Below are 14,650 nucleotides of genomic sequence, written 5' to 3'. Positions count from 1 at the left end.
CATCGGAAATGATACGCTCTTGTGACAGGCTTTGGCCGTGTTTAGCCTGATCCGGCATGATGCCAGTGAAGGAGACCCAGGATGAGCGCAGAGCTGCATGGCGCGGATGACGCGCAGCGCGCCCGAATCGCGCGCCAGTTCATCGAGGCGATCCCGCATGCGCGGGCGCTGGGGATGGCGCTGGACGAATTGGGGCCGGGCAGTGCCGTGATCTCGTTGCCGTGGCATGCCGACCTGGTGGGCGACCCGCATAGCGGTGTCATTCATGGCGGGGTGATCTCGGCCTTGATGGACACCTGTTGCGGGGCTGCGGTGATGTCGCATCCCGACGGTGCCAAGGTGACGGCGACCATCGACCTGCGCATCGACTATATGCGCGCCGCGACGCCGCGGCAGGGGATCCGGGCGCGGGCGGAATGCTATCACGTCACCCGGTCCGTGGCCTTCGTCCGCGCCTGGGCGATGGATGAGGACGACACCCGCCCCGTGGCCGCCGCCACCGGGGCCTTCACGTTTGAGCGCTGATATGGTCGATCGCAACGAACCCCTGGCCGCCATCAAGTCGCGGCGCAACAATACGCTGAACGCGCTGGTGTCGGGCGTGCCCTATATCCGCTTTCTGGGCATCAGCTTCGACCGGCGCGGCGATGAATTGACCGCCGTTCTGCCCTTTGACGAAAAGCTGATCGGCAATCCGTTCCTGCCCGCAATCCATGGCGGCGCGACGGCCGCCTTTCTGGAGGTCGCGGCCATTGTCGAGCTGACATGGACGGCGATCTGGGAGGATATGGAGCAGGGCCGCATCGCGCCCGATGCCGAAGTGCCCGAAAGCCTGCCGCGCCTGCCCAAGACCATCGACTTTACCGTGGATTATCTGCGTTCCGGCCTGCCGCGTGATGCCTATGCCCGCGCGCGGGTGGTGCGGTCGGGGCGGCGCTATGCCAGCGTTCAGGTCGAGGCATGGCAGGACAATCGCGCGCGGCTGTTTGCGCAGGCGACGGGGCATTTCGTGATGCCCGAAAAGTTCTAGGCCGCCTGCACCGAATCGTCAGCGGCGGGTGAAATCGCTGCGCCGGGCATCATCCTCGGTGATCGGGCGGATCTGCCGGGCGGGATTGCCCGCCCAAAGCGTCGCGGGCGGCACGTCTTTCGTTACCACCGCGCCCGCGCCGATGACCGCCCCGTCGCTGATGGTGACACCGGGCAGGATGCTGACACCGCCGCCGATCCAGACGTCATTGCCGATGCGGATGGGCAGCGCATATTCCAGACCAGCATTGCGGCGTTCAGGGTCCAGCGGATGGCCCGCCGTGTAGATGCCGACATTCGGGGCGATGAACACATTGTCGCCGATGCTGACCTCGGCGCCGTCAAGGATGACGAGGTTCACATTGGCATAGAAATTCCTGCCGATGCGGATGTTGAAGCCATAGTCGCAATGAAACGGCCCCTCGATCACCAGCCGTTCCCCGGCGCTGGCCAGAAGCCGGCGAAGCAGCACCTGCCGCTGCGGCTCGGCATCCGGGGGCAAAGCGTTCAGGCGATGCAAAAGCCGTTTGGCGGCAAGGCGGGCGGCCAGAACCGTCTCGTCGAAATTCGCGTCGTAAATCAGCCCTTTGGCTGCCTTTTCCAGCTCGGTCACGCGCGGTCCCCCCGTGCCTTGCGGTCATGCGAAATGAAAAGCGCCCCGACGTGCGGGGCGCTGTCATGGCGGGCGCGTGCCCGATCAGCTTTCCTTCAGGATCTGTTCGCGCGCAGTAACGCGCAGTTCGGCCATCTTGGCGCGGATCGTGGCCTCATCGGATTTGTCCGACAGATCGGCGGCAAGCTTGCGATACACGTCCTCATCGCCCGGCTCGTCGAAATCCGAGGTCACGACGGTCAGGGCATAGGCGCGCGCATCGTCGCCGTTCATGCCCAGAAGTCCTGCCGCCCATTCGCCCAGCAGGCGGTTGCGGCGGGCCTCGGCCTTGAAGTTCAGTTCGGCATCATGGGCGAATTTGTTTTCATAGGCGCGTTCGCGGTCGTCAAAGGTGGTCATGGCGGCCTCCGGCTTCTGTGTCGGCTTGACACGGCCAATGGTATGACGAGGGGCGCATCCCATCGCAAGCCCGTATTGCCCCGGACCCCGTTTCTGGCCTATAGGCCAATAAAAGAACGGTTACCTTGCGGACGGGAGACGCGCAGCATGGCACCAAGACGCAAGAAGATCTACGAAGGCAAAGCCAAGATCCTTTACGAAGGCACCGAGCCGGGCACGCTGATCCAGTATTTCAAGGATGATGCGACCGCCTTCAACGCCCAGAAAAAGGCCACGATCGAGGGCAAGGGCGTGTTGAACAACCGCCTGTCCGAGTTCTTCATGACCGGGCTGACCAATATCGGCGTGCCGAACCATTTCATCCGCCGCATCAACATGCGCGAGCAACTGGTGCGTCAGGTCGAGATCATTCCGCTGGAAGTGATCGTGCGAAACTTCGCCGCAGGGTCCATCGCCAAGCGTCTGGGCATGGAAGAGGGCACCGCCCTGCCGCGCCCGATCGTCGAATACAGCTTCAAGAACGACGAGCTGGGCGACCCTTTCGTGTCCGAGGAATACATCATCGCCTTTGGCTGGGCCAGCCAGCAGGATCTGGACGACATCGTTTCCCTGGCGCTGCGGGTGAATGATTTCCTGTCGGGCGTGTTCTTTGGAGCGGGCATCAAGCTGATCGATTTCAAGATCGAGATCGGCCGCATCTGGGATGGCGATTTCATGCGCCTTGTCGTGGCCGATGAAATCAGCCCGGATTCGTGCCGCCTGTGGGATGTGAAGACCGGCCAGAAGCTGGACAAGGACGTGTTCCGCCGCGATCTGGGCAGCCTGACCGATGCCTATACCGAAGTGGCGCGCCGGCTGGGCCTGATGCCTGCCAACACCACCTCGCTGACCAAGCCTACCCTGATCAACTGAAGGACTGCCCCCATGACCGCCACGCTGAAAGCCCGTGTCACCATCATGCTGAAAGACGGCGTTCTTGATCCGCAGGGCGAGGCGATCCGCCACGCGCTTGGCGGGCTCGGCTTTCAGGGCGTTTCGGGCGTGCGTCAGGGCAAGGTGATCGAACTGGATCTGGCCTCGGCCGATGCCGAGGGCGCCAAGGCCGAGGTCGCGCGCATGTGCGAGGGGCTGCTGGCCAATACCGTCATCGAGAAATACGCCGTCGAGATCGTCTGATCCTTGGTGACCGGGGGGCTTCGCGCCCCCCGGACCCCCCGCGGGGTATTTGGAAAACAAGGAAGACGGGCGCCTTTTGGGGAGGGGGTGCGCGTGATCGACAAGCTGTCCATGTTCATGGTTCTGGCGCGCGAGCAGCATTTCGGCCGCGCGGCGGAAGCATTGGGCGTGACCCAGCCGTCGCTGTCATCGGCCATCAAGGCACTGGAAGAACAGCTTGGCGTCCAGTTGGTGCGACGCGGATCGCGCTATCAGGGGCTGACGCCGGAAGGGGAGCGTGTGCTGGGCTGGGCCCGCCGGATCGTGGGCGATACCCGGACCATGCAGGCCGAGATGCAGGCCCGGCGCAAGGGCGTGTCGGGGTTGCTGCGTCTGGGCGTCATTCCCACCGCCATGCCGCGGATTGCCGAACTGACCGGCCCGTTCCTGCGCCGCCATCCCAATGCCGGGGTGTCGATCCTGTCGCGTTCTTCGGATGAGATCCGCGAGCAGATCGAGGCGATGGAGCTGGATGCTGGCGTGACCTATCTGGACAGCGAGCCTTTGGGCCGGGTGCAGAGCCTGCCTTTGTATCGCGAGACCTATTGCCTTGTGTCGCGCGACAGCAAGACCGGCCCGGTCGACTGGGGCGAGGCCGCCGCGCGGCCCTTGTGTCTGCTGACGCCTGACATGCAGAACCGCCGCATCGTCACGCGGCATCTTCTGGATGTCGGGGCGGATGCGATGGCACGGGTCGAATCGACCTCGATGCTGGCGATCCTTGCGCATGTGGCGACGGGCGACTGGGCGGCGATCCTGCCGCACAGCATTGCGCGCGGTCTGCGTCTGCCCGAGGGCGTCGGCGTGCGGGATCTGAGCGGCGAGGGGCATCTGGTCGGGCTGGTCGTTGCGCGCCGTGAGCCGCATCCGCCGCTGGTCGAGGCTTTGCTGAAAACTGCGGATTCAATAGGCGCCTTCGATCAATAGACGGGACTTTGCGATTGTTCAGGCTATGATCCGGGCCTTAGCCTGACGGGATATTGCACATAGCCCGGACCGCCCCAGCCATGAGTATCCCCGAAGAAGCCGCTGATTTTTATGAATCTATTGCCGAGATCATCGCCCTGCATGCGCAGCGTGAGGGGCCGTTGCTGCCGATCCTGCACGATATTCAGGCAGAATATGGATATGTGCCCGAGGCTGCGCAGCCGGTGATTGCCGCGGCTTTGGGCCTGACGCGGGCCGAGGTGCATGGCGTGGTCAGCTTTTACCACGATTTCCGGGACCATCCCTCGGGGCGGCATGTGCTGCGGCTGTGCCGCGCCGAGGCCTGTCAGTCGATGGGTGCGGATGCGCTGGCGGATCGGGTGCGGGCGGCCTTGGGCATTGATTTCCATGAGACCACGCCGGACGGGCGGCTGACGCTGGAGCCGGTGTTCTGTCTGGGGCTGTGCGCCTGCGCGCCCTCGGCCCAGATGGGCGAGCGGCTGCTGGGCCGGGCGACGGTCGAGAAGGTGCAGCGCATGGTGCAGGAGGCGGGGGCATGAGGGTCTGGGTTCCTTTGGACGCCGCCGCCAAGGCCTTGGGTGCTGACGATGTGGCCGAGGCGCTGGGGCGCGAGTTCACCGTCACGCGGAACGGCACGCGCGGCATGATCTGGCTGGAGCCGCTGGTCGAGGTCGAGCGGGGCGGGGTGCGCTATGGTTACGGCCCGGTCGAGGTCGGGGATGTGGCCGGTCTGCTGGATGCCTTGCGCAGCGGCGCCGATCATCCGCTGGCGCTGGGGCCGGTCGAGGATCTGCCCTGGATGCGGGCGCAGCAGCGGCTGACCTTTGCCCGCGTCGGCGTGATCGACCCGCTGTCGGTCGAGGAATATCAGACGCATGGCGGGCTGGAGGGGCTGCGCCGGGCGCTGGACATCGGGCCCGAGGCCGTGGTGCAGGACGTGACCGACTCGGGGCTGCGCGGGCGCGGCGGCGCGGGCTTTCCGACCGGGATCAAATGGAAAACCGTGGCGGGTGCGCAAGCCCCGCGCAAATACATCGTCTGCAATGCCGACGAAGGCGACAGCGGCAGTTTCGCCGACCGCATGATCATGGAGGGCGATCCGCTGGTCCTGATCGAGGGCATGGCGATTGCCGGCATCGCGGTCGGCGCGGTGCAGGGCTATGTCTATTGCCGCAGCGAATATCCCGATGCGATCCGGGTGCTGGAGGCTGCCATCGGCAAGGCCCGGCAGGCGGGCATTCTGGGCGCCTCGGTGCTGGGATCGGACCATGCCTTTGACATGGAGGTTCGGGTCGGCGCCGGCGCCTATGTCTGTGGCGAGGAGACCAGCCTGCTGAACAGTCTGGAGGGCAAGCGCGGCACGGTGCGGGCCAAGCCGCCGATCCCGGCGCTGGAAGGGTTTCTGGGCCGTCCAACCGTAGTCAACAATCTGGTCTCGCTGGCGACGGTGCCGTGGATCTTGGCGCATGGCGGGCCGGAATACGCGAAACTGGGCATCGGAAGGTCCAAGGGCACGATCCCGATCCAGATTTCCGGCAATGTCAAACATGGCGGGCTGTTCGAGGCGCCCTTCGGTATGACCCTGCGCCAGATCATCGAGGAATTCGGCGGCGGCACGGCCAGCGGCCGTCCGGTCAAGGCGGCGCAGGTCGGCGGCCCTCTGGGCGCCTATGTGCCGCATTGGAATTTCGACGTGCCCTTTGGCTATGAGGAGCTGGGCGCCAAGGACGCGCTTTTAGGGCACGCGGGCATCACCGTCTTTGACGACAGCGCCGACATGCTGAAGCTGGCGCGCTTTGCCATGGAGTTCTGCGCCCTGGAAAGCTGCGGCAAATGCACGCCTTGTCGCATCGGCTCGGTCCGGGGGGTCGAAACGATCGACCGTATTGCCGCCGGCGACGAGGACGGCATCCCGGTCCTGAAAGACCTGTGCAACACGATGAAATGGGGCTCGATTTGCGCGCTGGGGGGCTTTGCGCCCTTTCCTGTGATGTCGGCGCTGACGCATTTCCCTGACGAATTCCACGGGCGCAGCGAACCCCGGAAGGAGGCCGCAGAATGAAAGACTTCATCATCCCCGACCGCGACATGGGCACGCCTGCGGTCAAGTCCGATGTCATCGTCAACCTGACCGTGGACGGCATCCCGGTCAGCGTTCCGGCGGGCACCAGCGTCATGCGCGCCGCCGCCGTGGCCGGGATCAGCGTGCCGAAACTGTGCGCCACCGATCATGTCAGCGCCTTTGGCTCGTGTCGGCTCTGCGTCGTGCAGATCGACGGGATGCGCGGCACGCCCGCGTCCTGCACCACCCCGGTGGGCGAGGGCATGGTGGTGCGCACCCAGACCGATGAGGTCGCGGCGATCCGCAAAGGGGTGATGGAGCTTTATATCAGCGACCACCCGCTGGACTGCCTGACCTGCGCCGCCAATGGCGATTGCGAATTGCAGGACATGGCGGGCGCGGTCGGCCTGCGCGAGGTGCGCTATGAGCCGGGCGCGAACCATTTCGCCAAGCGCACGGCCGAGGGGCCAAACCCGGAATACCGGCCCAAGGACCAGTCGAACCCCTATTTCACCTTCGACCCGGCGAAATGCATCGTCTGTTCGCGCTGCGTGCGCGCCTGCGAGGAAGTGCAGGGCACATTCGCGCTGACCATCGAGGGGCGCGGTTTCGACAGTCGGGTCAGCGCCGGGATGGAAAGCGACAGCTTCCTGTCCTCGGACTGCGTGTCCTGCGGCGCCTGCGTTCAAGTCTGCCCGACCGCGACGCTGATCGAGAACAAGGTGATCGAAATCGGCACGCCCGAGCATATCGTGAAAACCACCTGCGCCTATTGCGGTGTCGGCTGTTCCTTTGACGTGCATATGCGCGGCGAGGAAGTCGTGCGCATGGTGCCCAGCATGGACGGCAAGGCCAACCGGGGCCATAGCTGCGTCAAGGGCCGCTTTGCCTGGGGCTATGCCACGCATCAGGACCGCAAGCTGGAGCCGATGATCCGCGAGAATATCAGCGATCCCTGGCGCGTGGTCAGCTGGGATGAGGCTTTGGGTTTCGCCGCCGACCGGCTGCGCCGCGCGCAGGCCGATCATGGCCGCGACAGCATCGGGGTGATCACCTCGTCGCGCTGCACCAATGAGGAAACCTATCTGGTCCAGAAACTGGCGCGCGCGGTCTTTGGCAACAACAACACCGACACCTGCGCCCGCGTCTGCCATTCGCCGACCGGCTATGGCCTGAAAACCGCCTTTGGCACCTCGGCCGGGACGCATGATTTCGACTCGGTCGAGGACACCGATCTGGCGCTGGTCATCGGCGCCAACCCGACCGACGGGCATCCGGTCTTCGGCTCGCGGCTGCGCAAGCGGCTGCGGCAGGGGGCGGGGCTGATCGTCATCGACCCGCGTGAAATCGACCTGCTGCATACGCCGCATATGGGCGACAGCCTGCATCTGCCGCTGCGGCCCGGCACCAATGTCGCCGTGGTCACGGCGCTGGCGCATGTGATCGTGGCCGAGAAGCTGTATGACGAGGCCTTCATCCGCGAGAAATGCGACTGGGACGAATTTCTGGCCTATGCGGAATTCGTGCTGGATCCGAAACACGCGCCCGAGGAGGTCGAGAAGCTTGCCAAGGTGCCGGCCGATCTGATCCGTCAGGCGGCGCGGGCCTATGCGGCCGCACCGCGCGCCAGCATCTATTACGGGCTGGGCGTGACCGAACATTCGCAGGGCTCGACCACCGTCATGGCCATTGCGAACCTTGCGATGATGTGCGGCAATATCGGCGTGCCCGGCACCGGCGTGAACCCGCTGCGCGGCCAGAACAATGTGCAGGGCTCCTGCGACATGGGCAGCTTCCCGCATGAATATCCGGGTTATCGCCATGTCAGCGACCCGGCCACGCGCGAGCTGTATCAGCGCGTCTGGGGGGTGGAACTGTCACCCGAGCCCGGCCTGCGCATTCCCAACATGTTCGACGAGGCGCTGGCCGGTCGCTTCCGCGGCCTTTACTGTCAGGGTGAGGATATCGTGCAATCCGACCCCGACACGCGCCATGTGACCGGCGCGCTGTCGGCGATGGACATCGTGATCGTGCATGACCTGTTCCTGAACGAGACCTCGAATTACGCGCATGTGTTCCTGCCGGGGTCGAGCTTTCTGGAAAAGGATGGCACCTTCACCAATGCCGAACGCCGGATCAATCTGGTGAACCGGGCCATGACGCCCAAGAACGGCTATGAGGATTGGCAGATCACCCAGATGCTGGCCAACCGACTGGGCGGCAACTGGAGCTATAGCCATCCGCGCGAGATCATGGCCGAGATTGCGATGACCACGCCCAGCTTTACCGGCGTGACCTATGACCTTTTGCAGCGCGAAGGCTCGGTGCAATGGCCCTGCAATGAGGCGGCGCCGCTGGGCACGCCCCTGATGCATATCGACGGCTTCGTGCGCGGCAAGGGCAAGTTCATCCATACCGAATATGTCGCGACCGAGGAACGCACCGGCGCGCGCTTCCCGCTTTTGCTGACCACCGGGCGGATCCTGTCGCAATACAATGTCGGCGCGCAGACCCGGCGCACCGACAACGTCGCATGGCACGCCGAGGATGTTCTGGAAATCCACCCCTCGGACGCAGAAAACCGGGGCGTGCGGGACGGCGACTGGGTGCGCGTCGCCTCGCGGTCCGGCGATACCAGCCTGCGGGCGCTGATTACGGAACGGGTGGCACCCGGCGTGGTCTATACGACCTTCCATCACCCGACGACTCAGGCCAATGTGGTGACCACGGACAATTCCGACTGGGCCACCAACTGCCCCGAATTCAAGGTGACGGCCGTGCAGGTCAGCCCCTCGAACGGCCCGTCGGACTGGCAAGAGGAGTATCAGAGCCATTCCGACCTGTCGCGACGCATCCTGCCCACCGCCGCCGAATAAGATGCGGGACGCAACGGACGGCGCGCTGCGCTGGGATGGCGGCTGGCATCACGCCGCCCCGCCGCCCCAGCCCCAGGAATGCCCGGTGGCCATCGTGATCGACGGCATGTCGCAGGCCGTGCTGATGGCCACGCCGCAGGACCTGCGCGATTTCGCCATGGGCTTTGCCCTGACCGAGGGGCTGATTGCCAGCCCCGCCGATGTGCTGGATTTCGAGGAGGCCGAAGTTCAGGCTGAGGGCTTCCCCGCGCGTGAGGCGCGGCTGTGGCTGCGTCCCGGTCTGGCCGCGGGGCTGGCCGAACGGCGGCGGTCGATGGTCGGTCCAGTCGGTTGCGGGCTGTGCGGCGTCGACAGCATCGCCGCCGCCCTGCCTGCGGTCGTGCCGGTCAATTCGGACTGGTCGATGCCGCCTCAGGATGTGGGTCGGGCCATGCGCGCCCTGTCCGAGGGGCAGATCCTGCGCCGGGCGACGCCCGCCATCCATGGCGCGGCATTCTGGGACGGCGCGACGGCCACGGTGCGCGAGGATGTCGGCCGCCACAATGCGCTGGACAAGCTGGCCGGGGCCTTGGCGGGCTTTGCTGCCGGGCAGGGGGCCATCGTCATGTCGTCGCGCCTGTCGGTCGATCTGGTCCAGAAAGCCGCGCGGATCGGCGCGCCGGTGCTGATCGGTGCCAGCGCGCCGACCGGGCTGGCGCTGGATTGGGCCCGACGCGCCGGGATCACGCTGATCGCCCGCGCCCGTGGCGACAGTTTCGAGCTTTATTCCCATCCAGACCGCATCAGGACCGCCCCATGAAGGACCGCTGCATGACCGGCAATGACAAACTGATCCGCATGGCCACGCAGATGGCCGATTTCTTTCGCCACCAGCCAGATCGTCCCGCGTCTCAGGCGGTGGCCGCGCATATCAACGACAATTGGGCCCCGCAGATGCGGCAGGATTTCGTGGCGCTGATCCGCGAGGGCGCCGAGGCCGACCCGATCGTGCGCGAGGCCGCCGCGCTGGTGCGGGTGACGCAGCAGATCTGAGCATGGGCGCAGCCGACCCGGCGGCGCTAGTTGAACCGCCCGCTGGGAATTTCCGTCGGCGCAAAGGTTTCGGCATTGGCGCGTTTCCAGCGCCTGCGCCAGACATCCAGTTCCTCAGAGGGCTGGTCGGAAAACAGGAAGCCTTCGGGCATATAGGGATACGCCTCGTTCCCGTCCTGAAACGTGCCGTCATTATGGCGGAACATGAAGTGATAGGGCAGGAAATCACTGGGCGAATTCAGCCCTGCCGCACCCGCAATCTCGGCCAGCGCGTGCAGGGTGTTGCGGTGAAACCGCGCCACGCGCTGCGCCTTGTCGCCGGTATCCAGCGCCCGCTGGCGCAGCTTGTCCTGCGTGGCGATCCCGACCGGGCAGGCATTCGTGTGGCAGGATTGCGACTGGATGCAGCCGATGGCGAACATGAAGCCGCGCGCCGAATTGCACCAATCGGCCCCCAGCGCCAATGCGCGGGCGATGTCGAAGGCGGTGACGATCTTGCCCGCCGCACAGATCTTGATCCGATCGCGCAGACCTGCGCCGCGCAGGGTGTTGTGCACGAAATGCAGCCCTTCGCGCATCGGCATCCCGACGCGGCTGGAAAATTCCAGCGGGGCCGAGCCTGTGCCGCCTTCCTTGCCATCGACGACGATGAAATCCGGCGTGATGCCGGTTTCCAGCATCGCCTTGACGATACACATGAATTCGCGCCGGTGTCCGATGCATAGCTTGAAGCCGACCGGCTTGCCATCCGCCAGATCGCGCAGATGGGCGATGAACTGCATCATCTGGATCGGGGTGGAAAAGGCGCTGTGCGCGGGGGGCGAGATGCAATCGACGCCCATCGGCACGCCGCGCGCTTCGGCAATCTCGGGGCTGATCTTGGCGGCGGGCAACATGCCGCCGTGACCGGGCTTGGCCCCTTGGCTCAGCTTCAGTTCGATCATCTTGATCTGCGGATCGGCGGCCTGACTGCGGAACTTTTCCGGGTCGAAGCGGCCATTTTCATCCCGGCAGCCAAAATAGCCCGAGGCCACCTGATAGATCAGATCGCCGCCATTCTGCCGGTGATAGCGGCTGATGCCCCCTTCACCGGTATCATGCGCAAAACCGCCCAGCCGCGCGCCCGTGTTCAGCGCGGTGATCGCATTCGCCGACAGCGCCCCGAAGCTCATGGCCGAGATATTGTAAAGCGAGGCGGAATAGGGCTGGCGACAATCCGGACCGCCGATCAGCACGCGGAAATCCGTATCGGTGATGACCTTGGGCGCGATGGAATGCGTGACCCAGGCATAGCCGGAATCGTAGACCCGTTCCGTGGTGCCGAAGGGCTTTTTATCCTCTTGCCCCTTGGCGCGCTGATAGACGAGGCTGCGGGTCTCACGCGAAAACGGCAGCTCATCCGTGTCGCTTTCGATCAGATATTGCCGCATTTCGGGGCGGATCTCTTCGAACATGAAGCGGATATGGCCGATGACGGGATAGTTGCGCAGGATCGAATGGCGCTTTTGCAGCAGATCGCGGATGCCCACGACAGTCAGCGCCAGAAAGACCAGCAGGAAAACCCCGCTGAAGCGCCAGCCAAGGCCCAGCACGATGGCGGAAAAGACCGCGCCCAGAATGCAAAGGGCGAATGCGCTGTAGCGGGCGATGTTGTGCAGGTGGGTCACGGTGTTCCTTCCGGCGGTTCCGGGGGTGGCGCTGCGCCATCCTGTCCCCCAGATTCGTGCATAGCCTAAGACGCTATCATGAAATTTCCGTTGATCCGCGAAGGCCGGTCCGGGCTTTTTTACCTCTGCCGTGCCGCGCGGACGCGTGCTAGCGTGCCAGCATGGCACAGCTTCCTTCCCGACAACAGATTCTCGACTGGGTTTCGGCCCATCCCGATGCAACCGCAAAGCGCGACATCGCCAAGGCCTTCGGCATCAAGGGCGCCGAGCGGATCGAGCTGAAGCGCATGCTGAAAGAGCTTGAGGCCGAGGGCCTGCTGGAGCGTCGCCGCCGCCATTATCACGATGCCGAAAAGCTGCCGCCCGTCACCGTGGTGCAGCTGCTGCCGCCCGATGCGGATGGCGACATCTTCGTGAAGCCCCTGGAATGGCAGGGCGACGGCCCGATGCCGCGCATCCTGTATGCGGCGCTGAAATCCGATCCCGCCATGGCCCCCGGCGAACGCATGCTGGCGAGGCTGATCGAGACGCGGGGCGAGGATCACGATTATCAGGCCCGTCTGATCCGCCGCATCGGCACGGTCAGCCACAAGATCGTCGGCATCTACCGTGCGGGCGCGAACCCCGATGCGGGCGGACGGATCATGCCGATCGACAAGGGCAGCGACAAGGAATGGCAGGTGCGCCCCGGCGACGCCCATGGCGCGCAGAACGGCGAGCTGGTCGAGGCCGAGCAGGTCGGCCCGCGCGGCCGCATCGGCCTGCCTCTGGCGCGGGTCAGCGAACGGCTGGGCGATCCCTCCGCGCCGCGCGCCGTCAGCCTGATCGCCATCCACCAGCACGGCATTCCCGACGATTTCCCCGATGAGGTCATGGCCGAGGCCGACGCCGCCAAGCCCGCCACCATGAAGGGCCGCGAGGATCTGCGCAAACTGCCGCTGGTCACCATCGACCCCTCGGACGCGCGCGACCATGACGACGCCGTAGCCGCCGAAATCCGCGACGATGGCGGCGCCGATATCTGGGTCGCCATCGCCGATGTCGCGCATTACGTCCGCCCGAATTCGGCCCTTGACCGCGAGGCGAGGAAGCGCGGCAACTCCAGTTATTTCCCCGACCGCGTGGTGCCGATGCTGCCCGATGTGCTGTCGGGCGATCTGTGTTCGCTGCATCAGGGCGTGGACCGGCCGGTCATCGCGGTCCGGATGCGGCTGGACGCGCAGGGCAACAAGACCAGCCACAGCTTCCACCGCGCCATGATGCATTCCCCGGCCAGCCTGTCCTATGAACAGGCGCAGGCGGCGGCGGATGGCAATCCGGACGATCAGACCGCGCCGCTGCTGGATGCGGTCATCAAGCCGCTATGGCACGCCTATGAGTTGCTGAAATCGGCCCGCGCCCGTCGCCAGCCGCTGGAACTGGACCTGCCCGAACGCAAGATCATCCTGACGCCCGACGGGCGGGTGAAATCGGTCAATTTCCGCGACCGCTTCGACGCGCATCGGCTGATCGAGGAATTCATGGTGCTGGCCAATGTCGCCGCCGCCGAGGAACTGGAAAAACTGCGCCGCCCGCTGCTGTATCGCGTCCATGAAGAACCCAGCACCGAAAAGCTGGATGCGCTGCGCGAGGTGGCCGAGGCCTCGGGCTTCAGCCTGGCCAAGGGGCAGGTCCTGCAGACGCGCCACCTGAACCGGCTTCTGGAACAGGCGGCGGGGTCGGATTTCGACGAGCTGATCAACATGACGGCGCTGCGCTCGATGCAGCAGGCGTATTATCACCCGGAAAACTATGGCCATTTCGGGCTGGCCCTGCGGTCCTATGCGCATTTCACCTCGCCGATCCGGCGCTATTCCGACCTGATCGTGCATCGGGCGCTGATCGCCGGGCATAAATGGGGCGATGACGGCCTGTCGCAATGGGATGTCGAAAACCTGGCCGATACCGCCAAGCAGATCAGCGATACCGAGCGCCGCTCGATGGCGGCCGAACGCGACACGACCGACCGCTATCTGGCGGCCTATCTCTCGGATCGGGTCGGGGCCGAGTTCTCCGGCCGCGTCTCTGGCGTGCAGAAATTCGGCGCCTTCATCCGGCTGGACGAAACCGGCGCCGACGGGCTGCTGCCGATCCGTGAGATCGGGCGCGAATATTTCCATTACGACCCCGAGGCGCAGGTGCTGATGGGATCGGAAACCGGGCTGGAAATCGGCATCGGCCAGCGCGTCACCGTGCGCCTGTCCGAGGCCGTGCCGCTGACCGGCGGGCTGATGCTGGAACTGCTGGAAATCGAGGGCCGCGCCCTGCCACAAGGCGGATCGCGCCGCGGCAAGGGCGGACCGATGCGCAAACGCGCAACGCAAGCCCGGCTGGCCGAGGTGAAGCGCGCGCAAAAGCGGCGGCGGAAAAGGGTTTAGGGGGGACTGCAACCGGTTTGATCGGTGCTGTCTTCCAACCCTCGTGGTATCGAACAGGTGACCAAACAGCGCCGCAGTGAGGCTCAACCGAAGATAAGATCCATTTTTTCGCGGTCATGATCCAGCAGCCAGCAATTGAATTTCTCGTATAAAGGCCGAAGCGCTGAAGGATGGCCCGCTGCAACATCCATCCCGCGATCATCGTAGATATGCAGGATAACAGAACGGGACCGATCAATAATGTAATTGCTGGAGAGGCAGCCGAGGGGCAGTGTCCCAACACATGGTGTAGGAGGCCGCGCGCGGAGCCTTCGGCGTAGCGCAGCGCGCGGCCGTTGGTGACGCTGGCGGTCACCGTCGATCTTCGGACAAGTTTCGGGTTGCGAGACCTT

15 protein-coding genes are annotated in these 14,650 nt (G+C 65.0%); 11 read left to right on the top strand and 4 right to left on the bottom strand.

Going from position 1 to position 14,650, the window contains the following annotated elements; genetic code table 11:
- Positions 1-81: 81 nt before the first annotated feature.
- Positions 82-525, top strand: coding sequence for a PaaI family thioesterase (locus tag GL284_RS09765; protein WP_155044423.1), 444 nt, complete (start codon positions 82-84; stop codon positions 523-525).
- Position 526: 1 nt separating this feature from the next.
- The gene (locus GL284_RS09760) at positions 527-1,030 is read left to right on the top strand and encodes a PaaI family thioesterase (protein ID WP_155044422.1); all 504 of its coding nucleotides are present in this window, start codon (positions 527-529) and stop codon (positions 1,028-1,030) included.
- A gap of 18 nt (positions 1,031-1,048) precedes the next feature.
- On the opposite strand, the gene GL284_RS09755 is transcribed toward GL284_RS09760, so the two are convergent.
- The gene (locus GL284_RS09755) at positions 1,049-1,642 is read right to left on the bottom strand and encodes a sugar O-acetyltransferase (protein WP_341870345.1); all 594 of its coding nucleotides are present in this window, start codon (positions 1,640-1,642) and stop codon (positions 1,049-1,051) included.
- Positions 1,643-1,726: 84 nt separating this feature from the next.
- On the bottom strand, positions 1,727-2,041 hold the full coding sequence (locus GL284_RS09750) for a DUF1476 domain-containing protein (RefSeq protein ID WP_155044421.1): 315 nt from the start codon (positions 2,039-2,041) through the stop codon (positions 1,727-1,729).
- A gap of 147 nt (positions 2,042-2,188) precedes the next feature.
- Here GL284_RS09750 and purC point away from each other — a divergent pair, with 147 nt between their 5' ends.
- From purC to GL284_RS09710, 8 genes are all read left to right on the top strand, one after another.
- Positions 2,189-2,953 carry a phosphoribosylaminoimidazolesuccinocarboxamide synthase gene (gene purC, locus GL284_RS09745; protein ID WP_155044420.1) on the top strand — a complete coding sequence of 255 codons (765 nt, stop codon included), beginning with the start codon at positions 2,189-2,191 and terminating at the stop codon, positions 2,951-2,953.
- Between the two features lie 24 nt (positions 2,954-2,977).
- Positions 2,978-3,217, top strand: a complete 240-nt coding sequence (gene purS, locus GL284_RS09740) for a phosphoribosylformylglycinamidine synthase subunit PurS (protein WP_155044606.1) — start codon at positions 2,978-2,980, stop codon at positions 3,215-3,217.
- 93 nt (positions 3,218-3,310) lie between these two features.
- Positions 3,311-4,183 carry a LysR family transcriptional regulator gene (locus tag GL284_RS09735; RefSeq protein ID WP_341870344.1) on the top strand — a complete coding sequence of 291 codons (873 nt, stop codon included), beginning with the start codon at positions 3,311-3,313 and terminating at the stop codon, positions 4,181-4,183.
- Positions 4,184-4,263: 80 nt separating this feature from the next.
- Positions 4,264-4,743 carry a formate dehydrogenase subunit gamma gene (locus GL284_RS09730; protein ID WP_155044419.1) on the top strand — a complete coding sequence of 160 codons (480 nt, stop codon included), beginning with the start codon at positions 4,264-4,266 and terminating at the stop codon, positions 4,741-4,743.
- Positions 4,740-6,266, top strand: coding sequence for a formate dehydrogenase beta subunit (locus GL284_RS09725; RefSeq protein WP_155044418.1), 1,527 nt, complete (start codon positions 4,740-4,742; stop codon positions 6,264-6,266). The genes GL284_RS09730 and GL284_RS09725 overlap by 4 nt, the downstream gene beginning before the upstream one ends.
- Positions 6,263-9,142 (top strand): formate dehydrogenase subunit alpha, encoded by a 2,880-nt coding sequence (fdhF, locus tag GL284_RS09720; protein WP_155044417.1) that lies wholly within the window; start codon positions 6,263-6,265, stop codon positions 9,140-9,142. The genes GL284_RS09725 and fdhF overlap by 4 nt, the downstream gene beginning before the upstream one ends.
- A gap of 1 nt (position 9,143) precedes the next feature.
- Positions 9,144-9,941, top strand: a complete 798-nt coding sequence (gene fdhD / locus GL284_RS09715) for a formate dehydrogenase accessory sulfurtransferase FdhD (RefSeq protein ID WP_155044416.1) — start codon at positions 9,144-9,146, stop codon at positions 9,939-9,941.
- Between the two features lie 11 nt (positions 9,942-9,952).
- Entirely contained in the window at positions 9,953-10,174 is a 222-nt protein-coding gene (locus tag GL284_RS09710; RefSeq protein WP_155044604.1) for a formate dehydrogenase subunit delta, read from the top strand.
- Positions 10,175-10,200: 26 nt separating this feature from the next.
- Here GL284_RS09710 and GL284_RS09705 read toward each other — a convergent pair whose 3' ends face one another.
- Positions 10,201-11,841, bottom strand: coding sequence for an FMN-binding glutamate synthase family protein (locus tag GL284_RS09705; RefSeq protein WP_341870343.1), 1,641 nt, complete (start codon positions 11,839-11,841; stop codon positions 10,201-10,203).
- A gap of 161 nt (positions 11,842-12,002) precedes the next feature.
- Here GL284_RS09705 and rnr point away from each other — a divergent pair, with 161 nt between their 5' ends.
- Entirely contained in the window at positions 12,003-14,258 is a 2,256-nt protein-coding gene (gene rnr / locus GL284_RS09700) for a ribonuclease R (RefSeq protein ID WP_155044415.1), read from the top strand.
- Between the two features lie 83 nt (positions 14,259-14,341).
- Here the strand turns inward: rnr and GL284_RS21470 are convergent.
- On the bottom strand, positions 14,342-14,650 hold a 309-nt coding region (locus GL284_RS21470), incomplete at its 5' end, for a DUF3885 domain-containing protein (protein WP_155044414.1).

Source organism: Paracoccus shanxieyensis, assembly GCF_009711265.1.
GTDB lineage: Bacteria > Pseudomonadota > Alphaproteobacteria > Rhodobacterales > Rhodobacteraceae > Paracoccus > Paracoccus shanxieyensis.
Note: the sequence above shows the minus strand (reverse complement) of the source record. Positions and strands in the feature narration are given on the sequence as shown.

Excerpts from the sequence above, each read along its gene's own strand:
- GL284_RS09765 (WP_155044423.1), top strand. The coding sequence starts at position 82 with ATGAGCGCAGAGCTGCATGGCGCGGATGACGCGCAGCGCGCCCGAATC.
- GL284_RS09710 (WP_155044604.1), top strand. The coding sequence starts at position 9,953 with ATGACCGGCAATGACAAACTGATCCGCATGGCCACGCAGATGGCCGAT.
- GL284_RS09725 (WP_155044418.1), top strand. The coding sequence starts at position 4,740 with ATGAGGGTCTGGGTTCCTTTGGACGCCGCCGCCAAGGCCTTGGGTGCT.
- purC (WP_155044420.1), top strand. The coding sequence starts at position 2,189 with ATGGCACCAAGACGCAAGAAGATCTACGAAGGCAAAGCCAAGATCCTT.
- rnr (WP_155044415.1), top strand. The coding sequence starts at position 12,003 with ATGGCACAGCTTCCTTCCCGACAACAGATTCTCGACTGGGTTTCGGCC.
- fdhF (WP_155044417.1), top strand. The coding sequence starts at position 6,263 with ATGAAAGACTTCATCATCCCCGACCGCGACATGGGCACGCCTGCGGTC.
- GL284_RS09730 (WP_155044419.1), top strand. The coding sequence starts at position 4,264 with ATGAGTATCCCCGAAGAAGCCGCTGATTTTTATGAATCTATTGCCGAG.
- fdhD (WP_155044416.1), top strand. The coding sequence starts at position 9,144 with ATGCGGGACGCAACGGACGGCGCGCTGCGCTGGGATGGCGGCTGGCAT.
- GL284_RS09750 (WP_155044421.1), bottom strand. The coding sequence starts at position 2,041 with ATGACCACCTTTGACGACCGCGAACGCGCCTATGAAAACAAATTCGCC.
- GL284_RS09760 (WP_155044422.1), top strand. The coding sequence starts at position 527 with ATGGTCGATCGCAACGAACCCCTGGCCGCCATCAAGTCGCGGCGCAAC.